The organism is Nostoc sp. CHAB 5836, assembly GCF_020829445.1.
Classification (GTDB): domain Bacteria; phylum Cyanobacteriota; class Cyanobacteriia; order Cyanobacteriales; family Nostocaceae; genus Nostoc.
This window is the reverse complement of the sequence record NZ_JAIVFV010000099.1, coordinates 1-24,796: the sequence shown is the minus strand read 5'-3', so window position 1 is coordinate 24,796 and position 24,796 is coordinate 1. Positions and strand designations below refer to the sequence as shown.

General features: G+C 43.0%; 24 protein-coding genes. 14 read left to right on the top strand and 10 right to left on the bottom strand.

Annotated elements, in window-relative coordinates:
* The 3 genes from LC605_RS19570 to LC605_RS19560 form a co-directional block, all read left to right on the top strand.
* A partial coding sequence (locus LC605_RS19570; protein WP_229549179.1) for a 6-aminohexanoate hydrolase occupies positions 1-436 on the top strand: 436 nt, incomplete at its 5' end.
* A gap of 145 nt (positions 437-581) precedes the next feature.
* A complete protein-coding gene (tsaB, locus tag LC605_RS19565; RefSeq protein ID WP_229549178.1) occupies positions 582-1,241 on the top strand; it encodes a tRNA (adenosine(37)-N6)-threonylcarbamoyltransferase complex dimerization subunit type 1 TsaB in 660 nt (219 codons plus the stop codon).
* A 267-nt stretch (positions 1,242-1,508) separates the two neighbouring features.
* Entirely contained in the window at positions 1,509-2,063 is a 555-nt protein-coding gene (locus LC605_RS19560) for a hypothetical protein (protein WP_229549177.1), read from the top strand.
* Here the strand turns inward: LC605_RS19560 and LC605_RS19555 are convergent.
* Positions 2,055-2,972, bottom strand: a complete 918-nt coding sequence (locus LC605_RS19555) for an AEC family transporter (protein WP_229549176.1) — start codon at positions 2,970-2,972, stop codon at positions 2,055-2,057. The two genes, LC605_RS19560 and LC605_RS19555, sit on opposite strands and share 9 nt — an antisense overlap.
* Before the next feature lie 102 nt (positions 2,973-3,074).
* On the opposite strand from LC605_RS19555, the gene LC605_RS19550 reads away from it, so the two are divergent.
* On the top strand, positions 3,075-3,866 hold the full coding sequence (locus tag LC605_RS19550; RefSeq protein ID WP_229549175.1) for a D-alanyl-D-alanine carboxypeptidase family protein: 792 nt from the start codon (positions 3,075-3,077) through the stop codon (positions 3,864-3,866).
* Positions 3,867-3,904: 38 nt separating this feature from the next.
* On the opposite strand, the gene LC605_RS19545 is transcribed toward LC605_RS19550, so the two are convergent.
* From LC605_RS19545 to LC605_RS19535, 3 genes are all read right to left on the bottom strand, one after another.
* Positions 3,905-4,789 carry a hypothetical protein gene (locus tag LC605_RS19545; protein WP_229549174.1) on the bottom strand — a complete coding sequence of 295 codons (885 nt, stop codon included), beginning with the start codon at positions 4,787-4,789 and terminating at the stop codon, positions 3,905-3,907.
* Positions 4,790-4,859: 70 nt separating this feature from the next.
* Positions 4,860-5,453, bottom strand: coding sequence for a DUF1517 domain-containing protein (locus LC605_RS19540; RefSeq protein ID WP_229549173.1), 594 nt, complete (start codon positions 5,451-5,453; stop codon positions 4,860-4,862).
* Between the two features lie 394 nt (positions 5,454-5,847).
* Positions 5,848-7,416, bottom strand: a complete 1,569-nt coding sequence (locus LC605_RS19535) for a pentapeptide repeat-containing protein (RefSeq protein ID WP_229549181.1) — start codon at positions 7,414-7,416, stop codon at positions 5,848-5,850.
* A 176-nt stretch (positions 7,417-7,592) separates the two neighbouring features.
* Here LC605_RS19535 and LC605_RS19530 point away from each other — a divergent pair, with 176 nt between their 5' ends.
* Both LC605_RS19530 and LC605_RS19525 read left to right on the top strand, forming a co-directional pair.
* Entirely contained in the window at positions 7,593-8,432 is an 840-nt protein-coding gene (locus LC605_RS19530) for a prephenate/arogenate dehydrogenase (protein ID WP_229549172.1), read from the top strand.
* 173 nt (positions 8,433-8,605) lie between these two features.
* The gene (locus LC605_RS19525) at positions 8,606-8,896 is read left to right on the top strand and encodes a hypothetical protein (protein WP_229549171.1); all 291 of its coding nucleotides are present in this window, start codon (positions 8,606-8,608) and stop codon (positions 8,894-8,896) included.
* 837 nt (positions 8,897-9,733) lie between these two features.
* Here the strand turns inward: LC605_RS19525 and LC605_RS19520 are convergent.
* Together LC605_RS19520 and LC605_RS19515 are read right to left on the bottom strand one after the other, a co-directional pair.
* Positions 9,734-10,030, bottom strand: coding sequence for a hypothetical protein (locus tag LC605_RS19520; RefSeq protein WP_229549170.1), 297 nt, complete (start codon positions 10,028-10,030; stop codon positions 9,734-9,736).
* A gap of 28 nt (positions 10,031-10,058) precedes the next feature.
* On the bottom strand, positions 10,059-10,526 hold the full coding sequence (locus LC605_RS19515; protein WP_229549169.1) for a VOC family protein: 468 nt from the start codon (positions 10,524-10,526) through the stop codon (positions 10,059-10,061).
* A 495-nt stretch (positions 10,527-11,021) separates the two neighbouring features.
* Between LC605_RS19515 and LC605_RS19510 the strand changes: the two genes are divergently transcribed.
* From LC605_RS19510 to LC605_RS19490, 5 genes are all read left to right on the top strand, one after another.
* Positions 11,022-13,184: a PhoX family phosphatase gene (locus LC605_RS19510; protein ID WP_229549168.1), complete on the top strand. Its 2,163-nt coding sequence runs from the start codon at positions 11,022-11,024 to the stop codon at positions 13,182-13,184.
* Positions 13,185-14,244: 1,060 nt separating this feature from the next.
* Positions 14,245-15,261, top strand: coding sequence for a cation diffusion facilitator family transporter (locus LC605_RS19505; RefSeq protein WP_229549167.1), 1,017 nt, complete (start codon positions 14,245-14,247; stop codon positions 15,259-15,261).
* Between the two features lie 459 nt (positions 15,262-15,720).
* Complete coding sequence (locus LC605_RS19500; RefSeq protein WP_229549166.1) at positions 15,721-15,966, top strand: hypothetical protein; 246 nt, start codon at positions 15,721-15,723, stop codon at positions 15,964-15,966.
* A gap of 39 nt (positions 15,967-16,005) precedes the next feature.
* Positions 16,006-17,967 (top strand): alkaline phosphatase, encoded by a 1,962-nt coding sequence (locus tag LC605_RS19495; protein ID WP_229549165.1) that lies wholly within the window; start codon positions 16,006-16,008, stop codon positions 17,965-17,967.
* A gap of 136 nt (positions 17,968-18,103) precedes the next feature.
* Positions 18,104-19,306, top strand: a complete 1,203-nt coding sequence (locus tag LC605_RS19490; RefSeq protein ID WP_229549164.1) for an argininosuccinate synthase — start codon at positions 18,104-18,106, stop codon at positions 19,304-19,306.
* A 166-nt stretch (positions 19,307-19,472) separates the two neighbouring features.
* Here the strand turns inward: LC605_RS19490 and LC605_RS19485 are convergent, their stop codons facing one another.
* Complete coding sequence (locus LC605_RS19485) at positions 19,473-20,105, bottom strand: DedA family protein (protein WP_229549163.1); 633 nt, start codon at positions 20,103-20,105, stop codon at positions 19,473-19,475.
* Between the two features lie 704 nt (positions 20,106-20,809).
* On the opposite strand from LC605_RS19485, the gene LC605_RS33030 reads away from it, so the two are divergent.
* Both LC605_RS33030 and LC605_RS19480 read left to right on the top strand, forming a co-directional pair.
* Positions 20,810-20,932, top strand: coding sequence for a hypothetical protein (locus tag LC605_RS33030; RefSeq protein WP_267868597.1), 123 nt, complete (start codon positions 20,810-20,812; stop codon positions 20,930-20,932).
* Positions 20,933-21,018: 86 nt separating this feature from the next.
* Positions 21,019-21,372 carry an STAS domain-containing protein gene (locus LC605_RS19480; RefSeq protein WP_229549162.1) on the top strand — a complete coding sequence of 118 codons (354 nt, stop codon included), beginning with the start codon at positions 21,019-21,021 and terminating at the stop codon, positions 21,370-21,372.
* A 479-nt stretch (positions 21,373-21,851) separates the two neighbouring features.
* On the opposite strand, the gene LC605_RS19475 is transcribed toward LC605_RS19480, so the two are convergent.
* Positions 21,852-22,412, bottom strand: coding sequence for an Npun_F5560 family protein (locus LC605_RS19475; protein WP_229549161.1), 561 nt, complete (start codon positions 22,410-22,412; stop codon positions 21,852-21,854).
* 519 nt (positions 22,413-22,931) lie between these two features.
* Complete coding sequence (gene rpsF, locus LC605_RS19470; RefSeq protein WP_229549160.1) at positions 22,932-23,282, bottom strand: 30S ribosomal protein S6; 351 nt, start codon at positions 23,280-23,282, stop codon at positions 22,932-22,934.
* A 382-nt stretch (positions 23,283-23,664) separates the two neighbouring features.
* Here rpsF and LC605_RS19465 point away from each other — a divergent pair, with 382 nt between their 5' ends.
* Positions 23,665-24,438 carry a fumarylacetoacetate hydrolase family protein gene (locus LC605_RS19465; protein WP_229549180.1) on the top strand — a complete coding sequence of 258 codons (774 nt, stop codon included), beginning with the start codon at positions 23,665-23,667 and terminating at the stop codon, positions 24,436-24,438.
* A gap of 3 nt (positions 24,439-24,441) precedes the next feature.
* On the opposite strand, the gene LC605_RS19460 is transcribed toward LC605_RS19465, so the two are convergent.
* Positions 24,442-24,796: Tic20 family protein (locus LC605_RS19460; protein WP_229549159.1), on the bottom strand; the 355-nt coding region annotated here is incomplete at its 5' end.

Below are 24,796 nucleotides of genomic sequence, written 5' to 3'. Positions count from 1 at the left end.
TCATCTTGATGAGTTAAGTATAAAACAAGACCGTACCCAATCTCATCTCGATGAGTTCAGTATAGAACAAGACCGTACCCAATCTCATCTTGACCAGATAGGGGTGCGTGTTGACCAATTGACCATCAAACAAGATCGTACCCAATCTCAGCTTGATCAGATAGGGGTGCGTGTTGACCAACTTTCTGATAGACTTGACAGTTTTATCACTCACACGCAACGCCTATTTACAAAAGCAGGTGGTGAGATAGAGGAAACAAAGGCACGAACTGAGCGATTAGAAGCACTCATGCTAAAACTTGACCGAGGCTTTGAGGAGCAAAAATCTCAGTTTCAAGAGTTCCAACTCACCACAGGTGCTGCCTTGGAGCGAATTGACCGAGTTTTGGACTATCTACTGAGACAGCAAGGCGGTAATCCAAATCCTCCATCTTAGTTGCTTGCGATCGCTTTTAGAGAGTAAACAGCATTGGCTCTCGCAAGCCTGATTGTTACTCAGTAGTTTATGCAATTAAGAACCGCTATGTTATATGCTTAAATAAATCACGTTAACTCTATAAAAATAGATATTTTAAGGAACTTTGACAACGGAACTACAAGACTTTGCAATAAATAAATACGCCTTAGCACTGCACACTACCACTCCCGAATTAGGTTTAGCAATTAGTAATTTTGCTGGTGAAACTCGCTCTCAAGTTTGGAATTTGGGGCGTGATTTATCTAGCTTAGTACATCAATATTTAATTGAATTTATCAAACCACAAACTTGGACAGATTTGTCTTTTCTTGCAGTTGCAAAAGGCCCTGGCGGCTTTACGGGAACTAGAATTGGTGTTGTTACTGTTCGCACTTTGGGGCAACAGTTAGATATCCCTGTATTTGCAATTTCAACATTAGCTGCGGTAGCTTGGTCAGAAGCAGGTAAAAGTAAAAATCCCAAAACTATTGCTGTGGAAATGCCAGCACAACGAGGTCAAATTTTTGCTGCTATTTATCAGTTTGAGTCAGATACTTCTAAACTAAAAGTGTGTTTGCCAGATACAGTATTCACACCAGAAGTATGGCAGGAAACTTTAGCGAATTGGAACACCAATTATCAGTTGATTCAAGCTCAATCTGAGTTAGCAGCGACGGTGACAAGTATTTTAGAACTAGCTAATCTCGATTGGCAAGAGGGCAAATTTCCTAATTGGTCAGAGGCTTTGCCATATTATGGGCAGCATCCAGTACAGGATGCATAATACTTTTAAACTATTTATAAACGTATGACTTACGCACTTTCAAGCTGGGTAAAATTTTTGGACAATAATTTCTCTTTTCTCTGTGTTCTCTGCGCCTCTGTGGTTCAATAAATTACTTTTAAACCGCAGAGGCACGGAGAACGCAGAGAGCAAAACAGAGATTTTATGGAAACTCGTTGAAAAAATTACAGTTTCTCAATGAGAATGCTTCAGTAGATTTCCTGAAATAACTTAATATTATTTTTCATAAACCCTCGTTTTATTCGGATGACAGCAATAGTTTGCAGAGAATACGATGTGGAAAATAATTGCTATGTGTCTACAGCAGATAGGGCTATTCTTATAACACAAAGTAAATTTATGAATCTGACAGAATTAAAATGGACTAAAAATGTAAATCATCAGGGTGATGATCAATATTGGGCTTATCAAAATATTGACCAAAATTTCAATATTTTTCGATTAAATTGGAAAACAGAACAAGCAAAGAATGCCCGTAGACCACAGGAAAGCGAACTCATTCTTTTAAGACAGCGTACCAAAATAACGCATATTGTCAAACTTCTAAACAATACTTTGTATCAAGATCCTGACGATGGAGAATTTAGTATATCTCGTCTAGTTGAAGTAGTTTGGATAGCAGATGATTGGAGTGTAGCTCCAGAACAAGACATGGTGTTTGGTTATCATGTCCATCTTCATGGGGGTAAAGTGATGAAGTTGGAAACCCCTACATTCAATGAACATTGGGAAAGCCAAGGCGGATTAGTAGGATTTCAAAATCATGTCGCCTCACAATACATAAATCCAAAATCAAAATAGCCACAGCCAAAGTGGGAGAGTAAGCAACAATACTATAGCCCCAGCAGCTAAGGCAGTAACTGCCAAATCGCGATCGAGATTGAATGTCTCAGCAATTACTAGTGTAGCGAAAGCTGGAGGCATGGCCATTTGTAGCACGATGATTTTGGCGATCGCCCCAGTTAATCCAAAGAGGGGTAAAATACTCCCCAATATCAAGGGAACTAGCAGCATTTTGATTCCCAAGCTCATCCCTACTTGTGGTAAACTACGCCAAGATTTGAGCAGCGCCAGTCGCATTCCAATTAACACCAGAGATAAAACTACACTACTCCAAGCAAATTTCTCTAACCAGAATTCTGCGACTGGGGGAATTGTCACCTGGCGAAACAGCAAGCCAAATCCGAAACCCCATAGTGCAGGATTAATTAAGATAGCCCTAGCAGTCTGCCAATGATTCTGGACACCACCGCCAAAACGCGCTGCTAGTATAACACCCAAGCCGTAAGTTCCGGGGAATGAACCTAACAAATCGTAAAATAGTGCCCAAGCAAAGTGTTCTTTGCCTACCATTGCTAAGGTAATGGGAAAACCAAGATAACCTGTATTACCTAACATTGCTGCTAATATCAAGCTAGCCTGAGTTGCTGGTTGGGGGACGGTATTTTTAAAATAGGCTTGTGCTTTAATCCCTAACCAAGCTAAAAATGCTCCGAGTAAAATGGCGAGGTAAGCGATCGCAGGTGCAATCCAAATTTGCCCCGACAAGCTAGATTGACGCAAAAACGATACTATGCTTATGGGTACTCCCACCCAAAACAGGAACTGCCCCAAATGTGTAGGAACTGTCACAGGTAGTTTGCGTCCCAAAATAAAACCTACCAGGACTAATCCTCCCAGCTTGACGTATAGTTCTAAAAGGTTTGTCAAGATTGTGCCTAAAAACCACAGATGTAAAATGCTACCTGTTACGTCTATCTTTGTCCAGTCTAAAATCCGTTATCGCTATCCCACAAAAACAGGAGTTTCCCCTTGAATAAGGCTGGGTTTTCTGGAAAACCGCAAAACTCATCGAATGATCCTGGTGATGATATTCCAGTGGCTGTACGCGATACCCCTGTTGCAGCACCTAAAATGTGGTTGCAACCCCGAATTGTGCTGATTGGGGGAGTAACAGGATTTGTCCTGCTGGCTTTAATTAGCGGTTTTTTGTTTTTCCTCACTACACCCAAAAAAATTGCCGATTCTCAACCCTTGGTCACTAGTTCTACACCCACACCAACTACGGAACCTGGTAATGTCAACACTTTGCTAGGACATCTGGCATACCCAGAAGCCCCTGAGTCAGAATTAGTAACCATCTCCACAAATAGGGGCATTAGAATGCGAAAAGCTGCTGCCCAAAAGTTTGAGGAGATGGCAGCAGCAGCGCGGAGTGCAGGTGTAACTATAGTACCAATTTCTGGCTTTCGCTCAGTCAAAGACCAGGAGCCATTGTTTTTTGGTGTCGGTGCCCAGCGAAATCAAACGCCAGCAAAACGAGCTGCCCTCAGCGCTCCTCCTGGTCATAGCGAGCATCACACAGGTTATGCTGTGGATATTGGAGACGGATTAGTACCAGCAACTAATCTCCAAACTAACTTTGACAATACTAAGGCTTATCGGTGGATGCAGGCAAATGCTGCGCGTTTCAGCTTTGAAATGTCATTTCCTAAAGATAATACTCAAGGTGTGAGTTATGAGCCTTGGCACTGGCGTTTTGTCGGCGATCGCGATAGTTTAGAAATGTTCTACAAAGCCAGAAATTTCAAACCTGATTTTTGATCAAGCCAAGCAGTCTATATTATCGAATTTGGAATTTCTTAGCGCCGTCTGCTGCCAAAACCAGTTGACCGGCGAGGTGCTGAACTACGTCCACTACCAAAACCACTGCCAGAATTGCGTCTGGTAGGATTGGAGTTTCCAGAGGGCCGCAACGTACTACCACCAAAGCCAGAACCAGAAGGGCGGTTATTACCTGTAGTGCTACGCGGTGTATTGCGTATAGTTGAATTACCAGGATATGACCTTCTAATTGTCCCTGTATTGCGGAACGCAGTCCGATTTCTGACGGCTGCGGGTGGCGCATTGTAACGAGTTTGGTAATTTTCAACTGCTTGGCCATAGCTTCCACCATATCCACCGAAGCCACTTAATCCTTGTCCTGGTTGATAGGCAGGGGGTACATAATACTGCGGTCTAAACAGCATACTACCAATTGCTTGACCTGCCAAGCTGCCAGCCACAGAGCCGGCAAAGGGTGCCCAGAAGCTATTTTCTTGACGGACTACAACCGTCTCTTGTTGTCCTGTTTGAGGATTAGTTTTATTCTCGGTAACGTTGTGGACGTACTCAATTTTAAAGTCTTCCGTCAGATATAAAATTGGTTGTCCTTTTTCTACCTTTAGATAGGTTTTCTTGCCTTCCTTGATTTGATCATCAGTTAAGCGTGCCATTTGCAAATTTTCGGTTGCAAAGGTTGGGGGATTATTGTTAAGTAAAAACAAGCTGTACTCACCACTGGCATCGTCATAAGTTGCTTGTTGTATTTGATACTCTCCATCACTTAGTTTGGTGTTAGTAGAGGTTTGGCTAACGTTCTTAGCTGGAGGAGTAGTTTGGTTTTCGCCTCCACAAGCGACAGTTGTCAGAGACAAACTCAGAGCTAAAAAAACGGCTGTAAATTTACGTATTATGGTCATGATCATTGGATTATTGTCCTATCTCTGAGCTTAACAATTTCTGGATGTAAGTAGTAAGTACGGACTACCCAACACATTATAAAGGAATCAATTCTGGGTAATATTGCAACAGTTGGTCGCTAGTGAGTTCATCGCCTAACTGTGCTGGCGAGAAATGCACTTGGATTGCCTTGAATCTATGTTTATAATGCAAATTTATCAATGCTTTCAATCCTTCCTTGAGTGCCTGAACGTTAGAAAGATCAGTTTCTAACTCTGGTACTTCTCCTTCATAAGCTACTGTAATCATCACAATAACGTTGCGCGTTACAGGTATAGATAAAGGTTCATTCAATCCAGAGTCAGAATTGAAATCTGGTTCACTGAGATATCTTTGGGCAGAGTCAGTAAATAATTCATTGACATAATCTCCGGCCTCGCCTTCATCCCAAAATACATCACCTTCGTTGGCAGCAGAAAGCCAGTATTCATCGTATTGCAGCAGGGTTTGGCTAATTTCTACCAATCCTTCTCCCAAAACTTCTAAGTCGCCATCAACATCGATGGCATCTCGTCCAGCACTATTTAATACTCCTAAAATTGGTGCTACCTCGCCTCCCCCTAAGTGCAGAAATAGGCGAAAGACTACATAGCGAGTTCGACCGATCATCTTATTAAAGGTATCGCGCATTTTTGTCCTCCAAAATTTTGTTTTTTGTCATTTGTCATTTGTCATTTGTCATTTGTCGTTTGTCATTTGTCATTTGTCATTTGTCATTTGTCATTTGTCCAATGGCCCATGCAATACGGTTCGGTTAAGATCCCCCCGCCTAGGTTGACCCCCTTAAAAAGCAATACACTTGGGTTAAGCATTTCCTCCTTCTCTCTTCTCTCTGTGTTCTCTGCGCCTCTGTGGTTCGTAAAAAAAATAGTTTCAGCCCTTTTGTGAACCGTATTGCCTTAAAAAGGGGGTAAATAGCAGGAAAAGCCCCCCAATTTATGGGGGGGTTGGGGGGATTTCCGAGAGCCAAACATACTAACCGAACCGTATTGATGGCCCATGCTCAATACTCAATACCTCACAACTAATGACTAATATAGTGAAATCCTCTGACAAAATCCATAACCATATCTGACGAAGCCAATATATATGGTGTTGATTCACTGGATGTATCATCATCATAAGCTGAAGTTTTGAGAGTAGAGCGATTAATAAATCTTTTCCCAAATTTAGGATGGTCATGGACAATCAAAGTCTGGGTGCTGGAATTGGTTAAAACTACTTGGGTTGGAGCTTTGCAAAAATTTAACTTGCTAGCAACTTCAATATTTTTTTTCATCTGTTTAATTGTTGGAGACTGATTTATGGCTTGCTGTACAAGGATATTCAATTTTTTCACCATATCGTTTGATTTTAAATCTTGATTTTCCGCAAATTCATTGTTAATCATTTCCACCATATTCAAAATATTCTTTTGGGTAGATGCCCCATCTATAAACGGAAGAATTACAACGTAAGCAGTGGGAAATAATGCTTCGTCGCTATCTACAGAAAATGTGAAAATAGTTCGACGACTGCCACTTTCGATGCTTGGTGGTTGTTTTAGTTCTCGGTATTCCTGAGCAATTTGGTAGTAAGCGCCAGCGATCGCAAAATTGGCTTCGTGTTCTAGGGCTGCATCAACAATAATCCGAATTGTTGGCGGTGTTTCGTTAAAAAAATCTCGTGAGTCTTGGGAATAGAAGTTTTGGATGATGGAGCGATCGCCTGTGGGGCTAAGATCAACCCATTCGCAAGTCATACCTTCGGTTTTTAAACCAAATCTGGAGGTGGCATAAAGCTTTGCCCCAGTTAAAGTTGCTCCTGTTAAATCAGCACCAATCCATTCTGCCCTAATTAATTTTGCCTGAGTTAAATTGGCGTGGATTAAAGTTGTATTCGTTAAATTGGCATTGCTTAAATCTGCGCTAATTAAATTAGCTCCGCTCAATTTTGCACCGCTCAAATTAGCCCACCGGAGATTCGCGCCGCTTAAATCTGCCCACCGGAGATTCGCCCTACTCAAATCTGCTCCGCTCAAGTTAGCATGGCAGAGATTGGCTTGTCTGAGTTCGGCATCTCGCAAATTGGCACCGCTAAGGTCAGAACGACTCAGGTCAGTGGCATTTAAGTTCGCCATTTCTAAGTTAGCTGCTGTTAGGGAAGCGCCTCTCAATATGGCCTCATTCAAATTGGCGTGACGAAGATTCCCTTGGCGGAGTGTCGCATCTCGCAAATCAGCACTGGTGAGGTCAGCTTCCAATAGGTCGGCGCGACTGAGGTCAGCGCGAACTAACTCGGCGCGGATCAACGAGGCTCCTCTTAGTTGAGCGCGACTGAGATCCGCTCGAATCAAATTAGCAACGTTGAGACTGGCGTTGTTCAGGATAGCGCCGCATAGATTTGCTCCACTCAGTCTGGCTACATTCAGCTTGGCATTGCTCAAGTTAGCTTCACTCAGATTCGCACCACTGAGATTAACGATACTCAAATTAGCATCGCTAAGATTCACGTGACTGAGTTTGGCCCCATTCAAATTAGCTTCACAGAGGTCAACACCACTAAAGTTTAAGACTCCTGCTGCATATTGTTCCAGTAATTCCTCTACAGTCATTGATGCTACCCCTTGGATGCCAACTTTAATAGTTGGTATATTGCGAACGGCTTCCATTCCTCTCCCCGTCCGTACACGGTGAGAGGTTTAAGAAGCTCCATTTTAGGGACAAAAAAGTACGATTTTTACCAGGTTAAAGTATTAAAGTCATAAAAAACGAAATGTGAAAATCGAAAATGAATATTGGGATTTTAGGACTGGGATTGATCGGCGGATCTTTGGGTTTTGATTTGCGATCGCAAGGACATCATATCTTAGGAGTTAGTCGCCGTGAAACCACCTGTCAGAAGGCAGTTACCCTCGGCAGTGTTGATCAAGCATCAGTTGATCTGAACCTGTTAGCGGCCGCAGAAGTTGTATTTATTTGTACACCTCTAGGACTTATTGTGCCCCAATTTGAACAGTTAATTGCTCATTTGTCTGTTGCAACAGTGGTGACTGATGTCGGTTCGGCGAAAGCACAGATAGTTAAGGCGATTTCTCCCCTTTGGGATAATTTTATCGGCGGTCATCCAATGGCGGGAACAACAGACAGTGGCATAGAAGCTGCACAACGGCATTTATTTGTCGATAAACCTTATGTCTTAACACCGACAAATACAACACCAATCACTGCAACTACGATTGTAGAAGAAATTGTGCGATCGCTTGGAGCGAATATCTACTATTGTCAACCAGAGCAACATGACCGTGCTGTGAGTTGGATTTCTCATTTACCTGTAATGATCAGTTCCTCATTGATTGCTGCTTGTTTAAGTGAAACTGACCCCGATGTTTTGCAATTAGCCCAAAAGTTAGCTAGTTCAGGTTTTCGGGATACCAGTCGTGTGGGTGGTGGGAATCCAGAGTTGGGGGTGATGATGGCGCGGTATAATCGTCAAGCATTGCTGCGATCGCTGCAACAATATCGTCACAATCTCGATGAGTTGACTAACTTAATTGAGCAAGAAAATTGGGCAGTTTTAGAGGAAAAGTTTAAATCAAGGCAACAGGCACGACCTAATTTTGTTGAATAGTTGTCGGGTGCGTTCAGCTGTGACGACTCTCACCGCTAATTGCAAGCAATGTAGCGGGAGCATCTAGAATTTGCTGATTCACGGGACTGGTATTCCAGTATCCTCCACAGCCAGCAACGACTTCATAGTCACCAAACGGATATAATATACAGATAATTTTACAAAAATCAACAATGGTAGAACGCCCAATCAAGAAATCGGAACGTCAGTCTCAAGAAAGCACTGACAATAATCCCGAAAATTCCGATTCGATAACTCCTATTGAATCCAACCCCAAAAGCGCAAAACCGAGCCGTAATCGCTCATCTGACACAGGGAAAAAAGCATCATTCGGGGATGAAAAGAGGCAGCCCGGGAATCCTGCCCTAGCGCGTGGGCCAAAACCCGTTAAACCTCCAGCCAAAGTCAAAACAGAAGAACTTGAAACCGAATCGGAAGCGAACTCTGAGGAGTCTCAAGACTAAGTAAGTCGGTGAGAATAAACCAAACTAGTTAAGTAATGTAAAAAATCTTCATATTAGTTTGTAGTGAGGGCTACCCTACGGGAACGCTCCGCGAACAGCCCTCAAATGAGGACTAAAGTCCTGACTACAAACCTTTAATTATTTACGCCGCTCTACTTAATATATCAACTGCTGCGTGTGATGTGGGAGGCTATAAGCATATCAAAACTGGGATTTCTGGCTGCGCACCATCACCATTAGGTTATTCTTAGGTGGGATATACACGGCTATCGCCAACCACGATTGGTTGCTTATACCTAAATAACAATTCCAAATTCCAAATTCCAAATTAAAGACATTTTCAGACGAAGACAAGTGCCCTGACTTTTCACGTCATGTGGAAAAGCTAACGATTAACCTCCTTCCCGACGGCGGTAAGGGGGAAATTTCAAACCTACCTTCCGCACCCTCAACTCTCACAATCGGTTTTTACTGGTTTTTAGACATAAACAAAGCTACTGAATATACATAAAACCAGTAAAATAACTTAAATATGAAGATGCACGAGCATAATCTGCAACTACAACAATCACAAAAACTTAGTAATTACACTATGTGACACCCCAGGGTGCGGAACGTGGGTTCAAAGTCTCTCTCCTTTTAGGAGAGAGATTTAGAGAGAGGTTTTCCAGATACCGTGAAAAGTCAGCTCGTAGAGAAGGGCAGTACAAGGAAAGTAAATTTTGTTTTGTGACGGGGATTTAGACCCCGACCCAAAACGTTCTGCCTTTCGATTGCTGGGGAATTAAACCCCTAAACTTTGTTAAACCCTTTTATTTACGATTAAGCGGACATGAATCAGTCTATTTTTTTAGGAATGAGAGTGGCGTTTTTAGTTGCACCATCCCAAACAATCCAGCTAAGAGAATTATCTAAATCATCGGGGCTATTTGAAACTTTGAAATATAGCTTTTCTTCGCCTTTTCTTTCAATAGCAAAGTCGGCATTTTGAGCATAAACCACTATAAAACCTTTGTCTCGTAAACAATACATCGCCCAAGCTTTCAATGATTGCTTGTATGGTTCGTGTGGAATTGGTGGTTTTGTGATTGTGTCTTCAATTACTTTAAATATTTGCGTGAGTTTCGCGGTCATAGTAGATACTTTTGTGATTACCCCTAAGTTAACTAGCTTCTGGATCGCAACGAATTTCAATCATAAAGCCGTCTGGATCGTAAAAATACACTCCTCTACCAGTAGGACGAGTGACTGGGCCATAGGCGATCGCTATTTTATTTTCTCTGATCACTGTCACCGCGCGATCAAATAACTGCGGATCGATATCAAAGGCTAGATGGTACGCTCTGGTGAAGGTCTTTTCTGGGTCTGGATTTGGTGGTGATAATTCTGGTTCCCCAAATAAATCCAGAATTGTACCATCCGGGGTGATGAAGTTGGCTACTTTCCCAGACGCCACAAGTTCCACCAGGGTTGCGGGTACTTCGTCGCCTGTGAGTTCATGTAAACCCAGGATTGTGCCATAGAAATAGCGGGAAGCTTGCATATCCTGGACGTTGAGGGCAATGTGATGCACTTTACGCAGATTTCCTGGCGCAAGGACACTGTTCACGGATTGGGTGCTAGATAGCATAATCAAACAAAATCTCTTTACTAAGATAGAAGTTGAACTTTTTTTGACAAAATCGTTATTTCTTTAATAAAAACGTATTTTTATCCGAAAAATTTTGATAAATCCAAATTAATCAACGTATAACCTGATGTTAATACTTAGTACTTACATTAGGGGCTTGCAAATAAAAAAATACTCAACTACTTATTGTAGGGGTGGGCGACACGAGCGCTCTAGTATATGGGCGGGCGAGATTGCCCCTGTAGCCAAGCCAGTGCGTTGGGGAGCCAGCGCCGTGGGCGGGTTTCCCGACTTGAGGCGACTGGCGTCCGGCAATGCCCGACTTGAAGCACCTGGTGCGCAATTTCTAATCGCCGAGACAGTAATAAATTAGACTTTTCAAAGAATCTCTAAGTAATTGATGTAAGGATGTAGAGTTTTTCTTTACCAAATTACTCATGTTATTGAGAGATGAACTGAATAGCAACCTTGTAAGCCTTAAATGGAGAACAAAGAATGAAAGGACGCTTTCACCCTAAAAACAATTTGACTCTCAACCCATCCGGTAACGAGTCAATTCGTGATGTGATTGACCGCGTTAGTCTGAGTCGGCGACGGTTTATCATGACGGCTGTGGGTACATCAGTGCTAACTGTTCTAGGCGATGTTTCCATTGGTGGCTTTCTCCAAAGTGTTGATGCAGCCCCGATTTCCAAGGGAACGGGATTTGCTGGCATAGGCTTTAAGAGCATCCCACCCAATCTACTCAACCCAGTTACAGGACTTCTGGAAAAGGATCTTGTCAGTGTTCCTGAAGGTTACACGGCAAAAGTACTAATTGCTTGGGGAGATCCGATCGCACCTGGTGGCCCGACTTGGCTAGCAGATGCTTCCCAAGATGCAGCTGCTCAAGAAAAGCAGTTTGGTATGCACAATGATGGGATGCACTACTTCCCTTTACAACCAGGGAATGTTGTTGGTCGGACAGTAAGTTCACAATCAAGATCGCTAAAGAGCTTTGTAAATCAGCCCATCAATACCGGTCTGCTGTGTGTGAACCATGAATATACCCAGGAATCAATTTTGCATTCCGATGGTCTGGATGTAGTCACAATTGCCAAGGTGCGCAAGTCTCAGGCTGCTCATGGCGTGTCTGTTGTCGAAATTTCCAAAAAGGGCAATGAGTGGAGTTTCAATCGCAATTCATCTTATGGTCGCCGCATTACCGCCAACACCGAGATGCGAGTTTCGGGGCCTGCGGCTGGCAATGCACTGTTAAAGTCGAAGAAGTTTTCAATTCAGCCAACTGGCTCTGTTGACACTGGCAGACTGAACGACGGCTATACCGCATACGGTACAGTCAACAACTGCGCCAATGGCTACACTCCTTGGGGCACTTACTTGACCTGCGAAGAGAACTGGAATGGCTACTTTGCTAATCCTACAGGAGATGTAGTCGCAATTGAGGGCATCGAAAAGTCCGATATTTTGGCAGGACAGAATCGATACGGCATTTCACCAGCATCTAGCTATCGCTGGCCCGAAGTTGATCCACGCTTCGACGCCAGCACCAACCCACTCGAACCCCATTTATTCGGCTGGGTGGTTGAGATTGATCCCTACGATCCGCAGAGCAAACCAGTCAAGCGTACTGCCCTTGGTCGGTTCAAGCATGAGAGCGCTCAGGTCGTTGTTGATGACAATAACCGTGTTGCTTTCTATCAGGGTGATGACGAGCGCAACGAATATATCTACAAGTTTGTTTGTGCCCAACCCTTAAATACACGAAATCGTGCTGCCAATTGCAATTTGCTCGACAACGGTGTTCTATACGTTGCTAAATTCAATGACAACGGTACTGGTGAGTGGATTCCTTTAGTCTACGGTCAGCGTGGTTTGACACCAGAAAACGGTTTCAGAAGCCAAGGGGAGGTTCTGGTTAAGACAAGACAAGCTGCGGATAGAGTCGGCGCAACCATGATGGATCGCCCAGAGTGGGTAGCTGTGCGTCCTCGCATCGGCGGATATAAAGAGATTGAAGTCTACTGCACATTGACCAATAATAATCGTCGGGGTACAACTCCAGTTTCCTCCAACCAGCCAGACGGCACAACAGCAGCAGGTGGTGCGCGTCCTCCCGTGAATGCTGCCAACCCACGTCCTGACAACCGTTACGGTCACATCATTCGCTGGCGCGAAGATGGACGCAGCGTAACGGCTAAAACTTTCAAATGGGATATTTTTATTGAGGCTGGCGACAAAACTAGACCCGAACCAAATCTTCAGGGCAACATTAAGGGTGACGACTTCGGCGCACCCGATGGTCTGTGGTTCGATGACTTTGGCCGCCTCTGGATACAGACGGATCAAGCGGGCGACGGTCGTGGTGATTGGGCAAAAATTGGTGGCAACACCATGTCATGTGCTGATCCCAACACTAAACAGGTTAGACGTTTCTTGACCAGCCCTACGGATTGTGAGGTAACTGGTATTGTCACCACACCTGATGGTAAAGCGATGTTTATCAACATCCAGCACCCAGGTGATAGTGGCACTACCTCGAATCCCACGCTATCGAGCAATTGGCCTAATAGTCAAGGTTATGGCCCATCTGGTCGCCCACGTTCATCAGTGGTAGTAATTACCCGTAATAACGGTGGTGTTATTGGTGGTCTGTGACCATTGGTGTCAACTTCAGTCATCAAGCTCATTCCACAGTCATTTTACCCCACACGCCAGATGCTCCACTTGGGGATACCCCAGACGCTCGTAGACTCGCTTGCCGCCGGCGCTATCGCCTTTGGCGTCTCCCCTTCTCCCAAGGGGAGAGGCTAGCGCCAAGGGAGAAGACCGCACTGGCTCCCCTCAATCCCCTCCCCGTGAACGGCAAGGGGTGGTTTTGGCTTTAGACAAAACCGGGGTGGGGTGATGCGGATCGTGATGGGAAGTGAGTGGACTCTTAATCATTCCTTCCTTGGGTTTCACGTTAAGTTGATACCTATTGTCTGTGACATACTCCTACACTGACTGCAAGCAGTACAGTGTAGGCTTCTCACCCAATCCGGCTATTGCTGTGCGTAGGCGAGTAGCTCTCATCAAGAGACGTCTGTGGTTCGTTATTCCATAACTCTTGCGAATGAAATAGCCCTGCCTAACCCCCAACCCCAACCCTTGTAGCGTTGGGGAGTAAGATTCAAAGCCTCTCTCTTTTTAGGAGAGGAATGGAAGTGAAATCAGACTGTGTTGCATCCAAGCAAGAACCGCTATAGTTTGTCATTAGTTATTAGTAAAAATTTTAAGTTTATTTACGTTTAGTAACATACTTTGATTTTTTCGCGCCAACTTACTTATATTTATCGGGGAATATCGCGAATTAAAAAGGTGTTTATTAACTATATCAGTATAATCTTAAAAGATAATGGTTATCATCCTCTCAAGCAGAGTTTGATTACCAATAAAACTCATCTCTAATTAGTAACAAATTATTAACAGGATGATTGCTGGAAGTTGTAAGTATTAATCTGCTTTAATTTGTAATTTTAATAAAAACATTACTATTTCTTAAAATAAATAGGATAAATTTTTAATAGACAAATATTTTCTTTAGCATTAGTATATTGCTGAATCTACAAAAACAATATTTAATAATATACATTCCGAATTTATAAAATCCTTGCCACAAATACGGGTGGTGATAATTTTGGAAGCTACTACTGTACTTTTAAAAGGTTTTTGAGTAATGGTTTCACTTCAGTGGTGTGGATGTGCAGATAATTCTGTAAAAGTAGTTAATAATTACCAGAAAGCAAAAGTTTTGTGGATAACAGTAGGTTTACTTGCTGTTTTTTTCATTGCTGAGTGGAGTGTGGGTTTATGGAGTCAAAGTTTATCTTTACAGGCGGATGCAGGACATATTCTATCAGATATCACAGCCTTGGTGATATCGTTACTTGCTAGTTTTTTGGCACAGCAACCAGCTAAGAAAAAAGCAACATTTGGACATCAGAGGATCGAAGTTTTAGCAGCCTTGTTGAATGGATTAAGTTTACTTGCGATCGCTACTTTTATCATATTGGAAGCTATTCAACGCTGGCAACATCCACCAGCAATTTTTGGCTTACCTATGTTAGCAATTGCCGTGTTAGGTTTAATCGTCAATTTGCTCAACATTACTTTGCTTCATCCCCACACCCACGATGACTTAAACCTACGGGGAGCTTTGCTTCATGTCATCGCTGATACTGCTAGTTCTGTTGGCGTAATTATAGCTGCTTTAGCAGTTCATCTTTGGGATTGGTGGTGGGCAGATGTTGCGATTAGTTTAGTGGTTGCAACTTTCACAGGTTTGAGTGCTTTACCTTTAGTGCAAGAAAGTTTAAAGATTTTTTTGGAGTATGCACCCGAATCAATTGACCCCGTTGAAGTGGAAATATCTCTCAAGTCTTTTCCTGGTGTTGTGCAAGTAGAAAAACTCCACATCTGGACACTTAGCTTAAATAAAGTAATGCTTTGTGCCAATTTGACAGTTGAATGTACAACCATCCAGGAACGCGATCGCTTACTCAATAAGTTGGAAAGCCACATCCAAAAAACTTTTAATATTGCTGAGATAACTTTGCAGCTAACTAGCCCTAGAAAACCTTCAGCGTTGCCAATTCATCCTTTATTTAACCAAGATTTAAGTACGTTGGTGCGAAAAAATTCAAGGATGTTACGAAACGTAAATAAGCTTAAAGCCTTTACTAATGACAAATGACCAATGACAAATGACAGCCTTAGCCAGTTAACTTTAATTGCGGCAACCTACTTAGTTTTGATGTTGTCTGCAAGGAAAATGCATTCAAATGTCGAACATACTTAAATACAGGATTTTACTAATTACTACTATGAATCCTCAAATGGCTGTAGTAATTTACCCTGTTCATATTTAGTTTATAAAGAATATTTAAAATAATGCTTATTGGCATTTTTCTTAATTGTCAAAGCATCGCGATGTCTACGACGGGCTACGCCTACGCTGATCGCAAGGGAGCATCCCAATGCAAGCTTAAATCTTTTCCCTCACCCCCAGCCCCTCTCCCAAAGATGGGAGAGGGGAGAAATAATTCTAGTTCCCCGAATCCCAAACATGGGAGAAGGGGTTAGGGTTATCAAAGTTTTTGCACATTTGAGATGCTCCCGATTACAACTCGGTTATTTACTAAGAGGTTTCCCGATGATGACTTTCATTCAAAAATCCAAAATGATTTCATTACTGAAACAGTATAAACGCGTCTTCGCTTGGTTTCTATCTGGTCTGGTTATGGCAGCTTTGTTGTTCTTGGGAACATCAAATCAACAACCAGCAACTGCAACCGTCTCTAACCAAATTCATGCCACAACCTCTACTCAGTTAGATCTGACTGATACATACTCAGACTTTGGTGCTACTCATCTCGAACCAAATTTTTATCAGTATTAACGGCTAACACTTGCTCAATTAACTTTAAGGCACACTGCAATGATTTCATTTTTGCAAAAGTACAAGCGATTTTTAGCTTTTACTATCGCTGGCTTGCTCTGTACCATTCTACTGGTATTTAGCAATTCTGTTTTTCAGCCGACTGTGGCCGCTGGTAATGGAATTAACGTAATTATCATGATTGGCGATGGTATGGGTTGGAATATGGCACGGGCCGCAGCCGTTGCCAAAGGCGCTCCTTTTTACACAAGTGGTAAAGGCTCAGGTCTAAGCTTCCAAAAGCTAAGTGGATATGGATTGGTGACTACTTATGGCACAACGATTCAAGGAAATACACCAGCCAATCCAACAGATCAGCCTCATCTAACAGGAAACTCTGCTCTCGATGGGTCTAATACTGCCACAGGTGCAAGTCCTCTTCGTCCCAACTTCTCATTCCAACCGACTCCTTTTAACCCTGGCAATAGATTTGATGGCAATAGCCTAGCAAATGGGAATTTGGCGGGTTATGACATCAGTAAGGGCGGCCCTGTTCCCTGGATTCCTTTGACCCCTGCTAATTCTGGTACTTATGACAAAGATTACATCAAGTATAGTTATCCCGACTCTGCTAACACAGCTACAACTCTATATACAGGGGTAAAGAGCTTTAACAACGCAATGGGGGTAGACATTTACGAGAAGAAGTTGAAAACCATCCTAGAAATTGCCAAAGAAAAAGGTAAGTCTACGGGCTTGGTCACTTCCGTACCTGTTAGCCATGCAACGCCTGGTGCTGCGGCTTCTTTCGTAAATCGTCGTAGCAAATATGACAGTGTTTACGACCCCACCAAGACCAACCAAGACAGCATTTTGCAACAGACATTGCTGAACTTTCAACCCAATATTTTGTTGGGTGGCGGTCATCCCAAAGATTTTGAAAATAAAGAAAGTACAAGTACAGCAGAGGGTGTATTTAAGTATACGTACATTACCGAAGACACTTACCAGTATCTGAAGAAGAATCCTAAGTCCAATCGTTATGGCTATACCTTTTTGGAACGTGGCCCGAATGCAACTAAGACACTGTTAAAAACGGCTGCTAAAATCGACCCCAACAAGGGAGGGAAATTATTTGGTCTGTATGGTGCCCGTGGACAAAATGGCAACATTCCTGTTAGTTCTTCTAAGGGAGACTATAGTTTGACAGGTCTGGACAACTTCTCCCTCTATAGCTCTGTTGTTAAGCCTGGAACTGTGGATACCTGTCCATCAGGTAAGATAATTACTGGGACTGCTGGGGATTGTGTTCCTGTGATTGATGCGGCTGGTAATCCCATTGCTCCTAATGCTCCTACACCCGATACTGTCCGTCCTTTGGCTCCTGGTGAAACTGATGCCAGCTTTATCGCTAAAGAGATTAACCAAAATCCGACTTTGGCTGATTTAACCAAAGCAGCTTTAACCGTTTTAGGTAAAGACAAAGATGGCTTCTGGCTGATGGTTGAGGGAGGCGATATTGACTGGGCTGCTCATGACAACAACATGGATAACCTGATTGGTACCATGAATGATTTTGATAAGGCAGTTCAGCAAGTCATTAGTTGGGTAGATAATCATGGTGGTTGGAGTAAGAACCTACTATTGGTTACTGCTGACCATGATCACTATCTAACTCTAAATAATGACTTTGCCTCTAAATTGACTCCCAATCCTGAGCCAAATCACGCTAGAGGCTTGAAATATAACGCCAAAGATGTCACCTTCGTCAAGCACAATCCTACTGACGCTGGTCACTTCTGGGGGTCTGATCCAAATTATAAATATCTCTGGGGTAGCCATAGCCGCCGGGTTGTACCTATTTACTACCAAGGTGCTTATGCATCAACTCTCACCCGATCGCTAGGAAAAGGCTTCCAGATTAAAGATAGCTCTGGTACTTACAGTGTACCTGGTGTTCGAGGTGTGGTTGACCAAAGTCATATCTTCCAAGCGATGAAAACTGCGATCGCAAGCCCATAAATTGAATCGAGATCGGAGTGAAAAAGAATTGTTTTGACGTAGCAGTGCTACGTCTAATGTAGAGACGTAGCAGTGCTACGTCTCTACATTAGATATAATAATCACTCACTGTTTGTTGTCCTAAGTGGAGAAATTAATGGGTCGCGCCAAAAAGGTTGTCCTGGCATACTCTGGTGGAGTGGATACTTCAGTTTGCATCCCCTACCTGAAACAGGAGTGGGGTGTAGAAGAGGTGATTACCCTAGCAGCAGATTTAGGTCAGGGAGATGAATTAGAGCCAATCCGAGAAAAAGCTCTGAAATCGGGTGCAAGTGAATCACTCGTTGCAGATGTCAAAGACAACTTCGTTAAAAATTATGCCTTTGGAGGGATTCAAGCCAATGCTCTTTATGAAAATCGTTATCCTCTCGGAACTGCCCTTGCCCGTCCACTGATTGCTAAGGTATTAGTAGAAACAGCCGAAAAATATGGTGCTGATGCGATCGCTCACGGTTGTACCGGTAAAGGTAACGATCAGGTTCGCTTTGATGTCTCTGTTACCGCCCTCAACCCTAACCTCAAAATCCTCGCACCAGCCAGAGAATGGGGGATGAGCCGCGAAGAAACCATCGCCTATGGTGAAAAGTTTGGTATTCCCTCACCAGTCAAAAAATCGTCTCCTTACAGCATTGACAAGAATTTGCTCGGTCGTAGCATTGAAGCTGGTTTACTCGAAGATCCGTCATTTGAGCCACCAGAAGAAATCTATGAAATGACCAAAGCGATCGCTGACACTCCCAATGAGCCAGAGTACATCCAAATTGGTTTCGACGGTGGTATTCCCACAACCCTCAACGGCATAGCTAAAAAGCCAGTTGAGCTAATTGAAGAACTCAATCAGGTGGTTGGAAACCACGGCATCGGACGGATCGATATGATTGAAAACCGTCTGGTGGGGATTAAATCGCGGGAAATCTACGAATCACCCGCGATGTTAGTGCTAATTCAGGCACATAGGGATTTAGAAAGTTTGACTTTAACGGCAGATGTCACCCATTACAAGCGTGGCATTGAAGAAACTTATAGCCAAATCGTTTACAACGGTTTGTGGTACAGTCCACTCAAAGTTGCACTGGATGCCTTTATTCAAAAGACACAAGAGCGAGTCTCTGGAACTGTACGAGTGAAGTTATTCAAGGGCAACTCTACCATTGTTGGGCGTTCGAGCGGTAATTCCTTGTATACTCCCGATTTGGCAACCTACGGAGCCGAAGACCAATTTGACCACAAAGCTGCCGAAGGCTTTATCTACGTTTGGGGACTACCGACTCGCATTTGGTCACGGCAAGTTAGAGGTTAGGAGGTAAAAGTTAGGAGTTAGGAGTTAGGAGTTAGGAGGTAAAAGTTAGGAGTTAGGAGTTAGGAGTTAAAAATGGAAAACACAACAAGTGAAAGTTAAAACAAATAACTTTTTACTTTACTCATCACTCCTCACTCCTCACTCCTAACTCATCACTCCTAACTCCTCACTCCTCACTCCTCACTTCTTTAACTTGGCGAGACTCCAGCCATAGGGGCACAATAATTAAGGCAGCGAGGATCAGTAACGCTGCGATCGCAAATTGACCCACCCAAGCAACCAATTGTTCTAAAGAGACAACTTTGCCAGCAAAAAAAGCTAATGTCACCATCAAACTAGCCCAAGCAACTGCTCCTAACAAGTTGTATAAAAAGAATTTTCCAAAGGGCATCTCAGCTATACCAGCTAGTGGTGCAGCAAAAACTCGTAACAACGCCAGAAAACGTCCAAAAAATACCCCCTTAGCAGCATTTTGACTAAATTGATCTTTAATATTCAGCAGCCGCACTTCCGAAATCCGAAATATACTACCAATCTTTACCAGAAAAGCCCAACCGCTAACTCTACCAATCCAATAGCCACAAGTGCCACCAATGACAGCACCCATAATTGCGTCACCCAGAACTAGCCAGAAATTTAGTTCATCACTGCCAGCTAAAAACCCGCCTACTAAGGTCACGGTTTCACCAGGAAGGGGAATGCCTAAATTTTCTAGCAAAATTCCCCAAAAAATTGCCCAATACCCGTAAGTGTGGGCGACTTTCTGGATATTTTCTAGTGAAATCAGCTCTAAAGACATCCCGCACCGCCGTCTTTACAAATTTTTACTTTTACTATATCTTTGCTTGTTTTTGCCCGGAGTGTCAATTAAACCGCTACATTCAGTCATTAAGTTACCTAAATGGGAGAGAAGGCTCCCGCCATAATCCAATACAGTTCAATTAAGCATTTCTTTGTTCTCTTTGTTCTCTTTCTTTGCGTCCTTTGCGTCCTTCTCCCAACTCTTACGAGACGCACTCGCGTTGGCGCTAGCCTCTCACGAGTGGGAGAAGGGGAGACGCTACGCGTTTGCGGTTCGTTAAAAAAATTGACTTTGGCAAAGAGTTTTAGCCTTAACTGAACTGTATTGCGCCATAATCTGTGATTTGGCGGCGAGGCGGCAGTCGCTTGAAGTCGGGCATTGCCGCCCAAGGCGCTGCCGACTTCAAGCGAGGGCGAAAAACTTAGCGTCTTCCGACTTCAGCTTGACTTCAGTCAGCAAGGGAGAGGGGATAGCTAAGTTTTTCGCTTTCTTCCATGCGATAATTTCCGTTAGTAAAGTCATTAGTTGAATTCTGAATAATCCATAACTTATAGTCTATGGCAGCGATTATTTTTTTATATTGAATATGAATTTTTGGGAATTTGCTACCACAATTTCATATTTCTTCAAAGAAGATTAAAAATTTTATAATATGTTTATAAAAATTCCCTGAAATTATGAAAATCTTGTAAAAGATACGGTTGATACCGAATTTGGTAGGCGCTTATGCCTATATTGATGGAAGTTATCACAAATTATACGGCATGAATACTGAAATAATTACTCTCAACGACATCACTGGAATTGCCCAAATATCTGGGTAGAACAGTTATTTTACCGTTGAAAGAGAAGACATATTCATGCAATTTTTCCATTTTTTGTCAAGTGTTCAAACTACCCTGTTAAATTCATGGCTCTCATACAAGAACTCCAAGTGATTTTGTTTAAACCCCAAGGAAGCATAGATTTAGAAGGCGGTAAGACTTTGAGTCAACAGATGGCTGGAGTAGTACCCCAAGCTCATCAGCTTTGGGTTATCGACCTAGCAGAAGTTAATTTTATGGACAGTTCTGGCTTAGTCCCTTTAGTAAAAGGGTTAAAAGCTGCACGTCAGAGTGGTTGCCGCTTAGTTTTATGCAACGTGCAAACTCCTGTACGGTTAATTTTGGAACTTACTCAACTAGATACAGTGTTTGAAATTTTTCACACTTATGAAGACATTTTTACCACCGTCAAAGATAACAGCCTAGTGCTAGCTGGCTAATTAATAAATCTACCTATAGAAGGATGGCGGAGTCAAACAATATTTGCATATTTTCACATTCTCCAAGATAACAGTTTGGTGCTAGCAGGCTGGTTTGATATTTTGTTTAAAGAAGAATGTTGAGGAAAACTTATGGTTTAGAGGTAGGTAATATCAATGGCAGATGAATGAATCTGCTTGTTGGCAGCCAATCTACCTAAACCACTAAAGTAGAAAATGACCCAAATTGGTCAAAGCAATGCAATTGTTTGTGGCACTCCCCAGCCTCTGAAAGACAGGGCTTTTGAAATTAGTCTCAACTAATTGCTCTCTATCCGACGTAACTAGTGCAAGGAGGCAGGAGTTAACAAAGGTTAGAAGATCAGCCTTTGCGTTATTTCTAACTCTACAGTTATTTTTGCCTTGGTGTACTAGTCGGATAGTTCTAAAATATTTTGTTGCCGCAATTTTTAGCTCTTCGATTTCACCATAATCTAATTTTAGGCATTCTGGGGACTCGAAATGTTAGTTTGTTCGGATGCTGGGCGGGTAAAATTTGGCAAATCAATGCCGCTATGACTGGAATTGCGAGTTTTGAGTGCTAAACGGTAACTCACGCTTTGAAGTTCTGCTTGTAGTTGGCGGTTTTCCCGTTGTAGCGTTGCGACTTTTTCTCTCACTGGCGTCATCCGCTCCTCAAACTTCCGACGGTAAATTTGAGGTAACTCTTGTACTACTTGCTCCAACATCCGACTGCGATCGCTAAGTTCTTGAGCTGATTGACGCAATTGGTAAATTTCCGAGTCACGAGTTGTAATTTGCTCTTGGTAGAACGCCACCTGCTGCTCCACAGCTTGGAGTTGTTCTTGCAAAGCCTGTAACTGGCTCAGATCGCGCTCAACCTCCGGCTGCTGGGGCATAAAACTAGTGTTACCCTTTACCAGCCGGAAGAGTTCTTGAGATAGTTGTTGTACTAATTGATCGCGAAGTTGCAACTCTTGGCGTAGCTGCGATACTTCCGTAGAGAGAACTTGAATATTAGGTGTATCAGATTGGCTCACAGTAGCTTACAGCTCCCATTCAGAATCTTGTCCACTCTTAGGTATAACTGCGGAAGTACTACCTTTGGCAAGTATTTGTTAATTTAGCATTCCCAGACCAGTCACGAGAAAAGAAAAAGACAAAATTTTATTGAATGGGATGGGGTATGGGGTATACCCGCATTTCTCACAAGCTCCCCTGCTCCCCTCGCGGGTGAAGTAATAAGTAATAAGTAATAAGTAATAAGTAAGATTCTTTACTCATTACTTATTACTTATTACTTATTACTCTTTACTTATTTAATTAATGAGATGTGGTGAGAAATCCAGGTATAGAGCAATCCACTTCCCATTGGTGTCAACTTAACGTAAAACGGGCGGTTAGAAACCGCGTCTACACAAACTCTCACCCACCGACCTGGGTTTCAAAACCTTGATTTGACCTTAGTCCGCGCAGGCGGACGAGAGCCTCTATAGCTGCGAATGACCTTCGCCAAGGCTTAAGTTGACACCAATCCCTCAGTCCCTACTCCCCATCCCTTATACTGTTGCAGCCACTTTAGTGGGCCTTTCCTTTTCCTCTTTAGGGGGTTTTTCCTCTCCAATTTCCTGCTTAACTGTGAGATAGCGAATTACTTCTTCACTTAAGCGCATGGCGCGTTCAAAGGGGGCGATCGCAGTTGCAGGTGCAGCGTAGTTTAATTGGATGTAGATGCCATCGCGGTGTTTTTTGATTTCATAAGCGAGACGACGCTTACCACGATTTTGAATTTGCATATCCTCTGCACCTTGATCGCGAAGCAAATTCTGATATTTAGTAATTGCTTGCTCTACTTGTTCCTCTCCCAGGTCAGGACGGAGGATGTACATTGTTTCGTAACTTGTAGTCATATTTTTCAGTTTCCTCATGGACAAAAGTGGCTGCTGATATTAATTTATACCTGAATTTTATTTAAAAAACTAGTATTAATCAACATCTGAAGCAACAAGGAACTATAATCTTACCAGTTTTCAATTTGAATCATTAGCCAAATCGCCGAAGTTTGGTTTTTCTGGGACGCCCCTAATGAAAACTAGGTCGGGAGGCAACCCCGATATTTCTTGAGCAAGATTGATCAAGCTATCAGCTTTGCCAACGGGTATATTTTCCTAATGGCATCTATGGCGATCGCTTTTTTGCTCAAGGGTCAATCGGTTCGCTAAACAGCTAACTGAGGATTGCTACCTGTTGACAGCAACAAAAAAGCAGATAACAAGGATATTCATCAAGGTTATGGCGCAGCGCTATGTGCGAATTCAAAATCCAGAAGGACAAATTTACTATGGGTTACTACAACTATCCCTGAATGTGCAGGTGCTAGATGCTCCGCCCTGGTTACAAGGACAACCCACTGATTTAACTTTGACACCAGAAAATTACCAAATTCTGGCTCCCTGCGCTCCCTCAAAAATTGTGGCTGTGGGTAAGAATTATGCCGACCATGCAGCCGAAATGGGAACTACAGTACCTTCTGAGCCCTTAATCTTTCTCAAGCCATCTACCTCGATCATTCCATCTGAAACGGAAATTAAGTATCCTCCCCAGTCACAAAGAGTTGACTACGAAGGAGAGTTAGCATTAGTAATTGGCGATTATGCCTTTGAGTGTACACCAGAGGTAGCCCAAACGAAAATTTGGGGCTACACCATCGCCAATGACGTAACAGCGCGGGATTTACAAAAACAGGATGGTCAATGGACGCGAGCCAAAGGTTTTGATACTTTCTGTCCCTTGGGCCCTTGGATTGTGCGGGAATTAAATCCAGGAGCGAGATTGCAGACTTTTTTGAATGACAACGCCAATCCAGTCCAATCTGCTTGTATCGATCAGATGGTGTTTTCCCCTGATGTTCTAGTTTCCTATATCAGTCAGGTGATGACACTATTACCTGGTGATTTGGTGCTTACAGGTACGCCGGAGGGTGTAAATCCATTGCATCCAGGCGATCGCGTCCGCGTAGAAATTGAAGGTATTGGTCGCCTGGAAAACACCGTAGCGGCCCGTTAACTTCTAACGCACTTGCATATACACTGCATCGGAAATTGCCGGAATTTCTGCATAACGTCCGCTCACTGACTGGATGACTGAATATCCAACTGCTCCCACTATGCCGATAAAAATGGTTGTGGATAGGGTTTGAATTGCAAAACCACCAGATGGAACTAGTCCCACAACATCAGTCAGGATGCTAAACAGAAAGATAATTATATCCAAAAGGATTGCTTGCATAGTGTTGAAACGAATAAAGTGACTAATTTTTTCGTTTCTCACTACCAGCAAAAATAAAGCAAAGAAAATAATCATCCCTGCATAACGCACGCCGTAGTAAATTGTCAACAATGGCACAAGCGGTAGGAACAGCAGT

What these genes read in the sequence shown, in the direction of transcription:
- LC605_RS19530 (WP_229549172.1), top strand. Translation starts at nt 7,593, where the DNA reads ATGAATATTGGGATTTTAGGACTGGGATTGATCGGCGGATCTTTGGGT.
- LC605_RS19535 (WP_229549181.1), bottom strand. Translation starts at nt 7,416, where the DNA reads ATGACTGTAGAGGAATTACTGGAACAATATGCAGCAGGAGTCTTAAAC.
- LC605_RS19465 (WP_229549180.1), top strand. Translation starts at nt 23,665, where the DNA reads ATGGCGCAGCGCTATGTGCGAATTCAAAATCCAGAAGGACAAATTTAC.
- LC605_RS19560 (WP_229549177.1), top strand. Translation starts at nt 1,509, where the DNA reads ATGACAGCAATAGTTTGCAGAGAATACGATGTGGAAAATAATTGCTAT.
- LC605_RS19480 (WP_229549162.1), top strand. Translation starts at nt 21,019, where the DNA reads ATGGCTCTCATACAAGAACTCCAAGTGATTTTGTTTAAACCCCAAGGA.
- LC605_RS19540 (WP_229549173.1), bottom strand. Translation starts at nt 5,453, where the DNA reads ATGCGCGATACCTTTAATAAGATGATCGGTCGAACTCGCTATGTAGTC.
- LC605_RS19495 (WP_229549165.1), top strand. Translation starts at nt 16,006, where the DNA reads ATGATTTCATTTTTGCAAAAGTACAAGCGATTTTTAGCTTTTACTATC.
- LC605_RS19525 (WP_229549171.1), top strand. Translation starts at nt 8,606, where the DNA reads ATGGTAGAACGCCCAATCAAGAAATCGGAACGTCAGTCTCAAGAAAGC.
- LC605_RS19510 (WP_229549168.1), top strand. Translation starts at nt 11,022, where the DNA reads ATGAAAGGACGCTTTCACCCTAAAAACAATTTGACTCTCAACCCATCC.
- LC605_RS19490 (WP_229549164.1), top strand. Translation starts at nt 18,104, where the DNA reads ATGGGTCGCGCCAAAAAGGTTGTCCTGGCATACTCTGGTGGAGTGGAT.
- LC605_RS19485 (WP_229549163.1), bottom strand. Translation starts at nt 20,105, where the DNA reads ATGTCTTTAGAGCTGATTTCACTAGAAAATATCCAGAAAGTCGCCCAC.
- LC605_RS19505 (WP_229549167.1), top strand. Translation starts at nt 14,245, where the DNA reads ATGGTTTCACTTCAGTGGTGTGGATGTGCAGATAATTCTGTAAAAGTA.
- LC605_RS19545 (WP_229549174.1), bottom strand. Translation starts at nt 4,789, where the DNA reads ATGATCATGACCATAATACGTAAATTTACAGCCGTTTTTTTAGCTCTG.
- LC605_RS19520 (WP_229549170.1), bottom strand. Translation starts at nt 10,030, where the DNA reads ATGACCGCGAAACTCACGCAAATATTTAAAGTAATTGAAGACACAATC.
- rpsF (WP_229549160.1), bottom strand. Translation starts at nt 23,282, where the DNA reads ATGACTACAAGTTACGAAACAATGTACATCCTCCGTCCTGACCTGGGA.
- LC605_RS19515 (WP_229549169.1), bottom strand. Translation starts at nt 10,526, where the DNA reads ATGCTATCTAGCACCCAATCCGTGAACAGTGTCCTTGCGCCAGGAAAT.
- LC605_RS19500 (WP_229549166.1), top strand. Translation starts at nt 15,721, where the DNA reads ATGATGACTTTCATTCAAAAATCCAAAATGATTTCATTACTGAAACAG.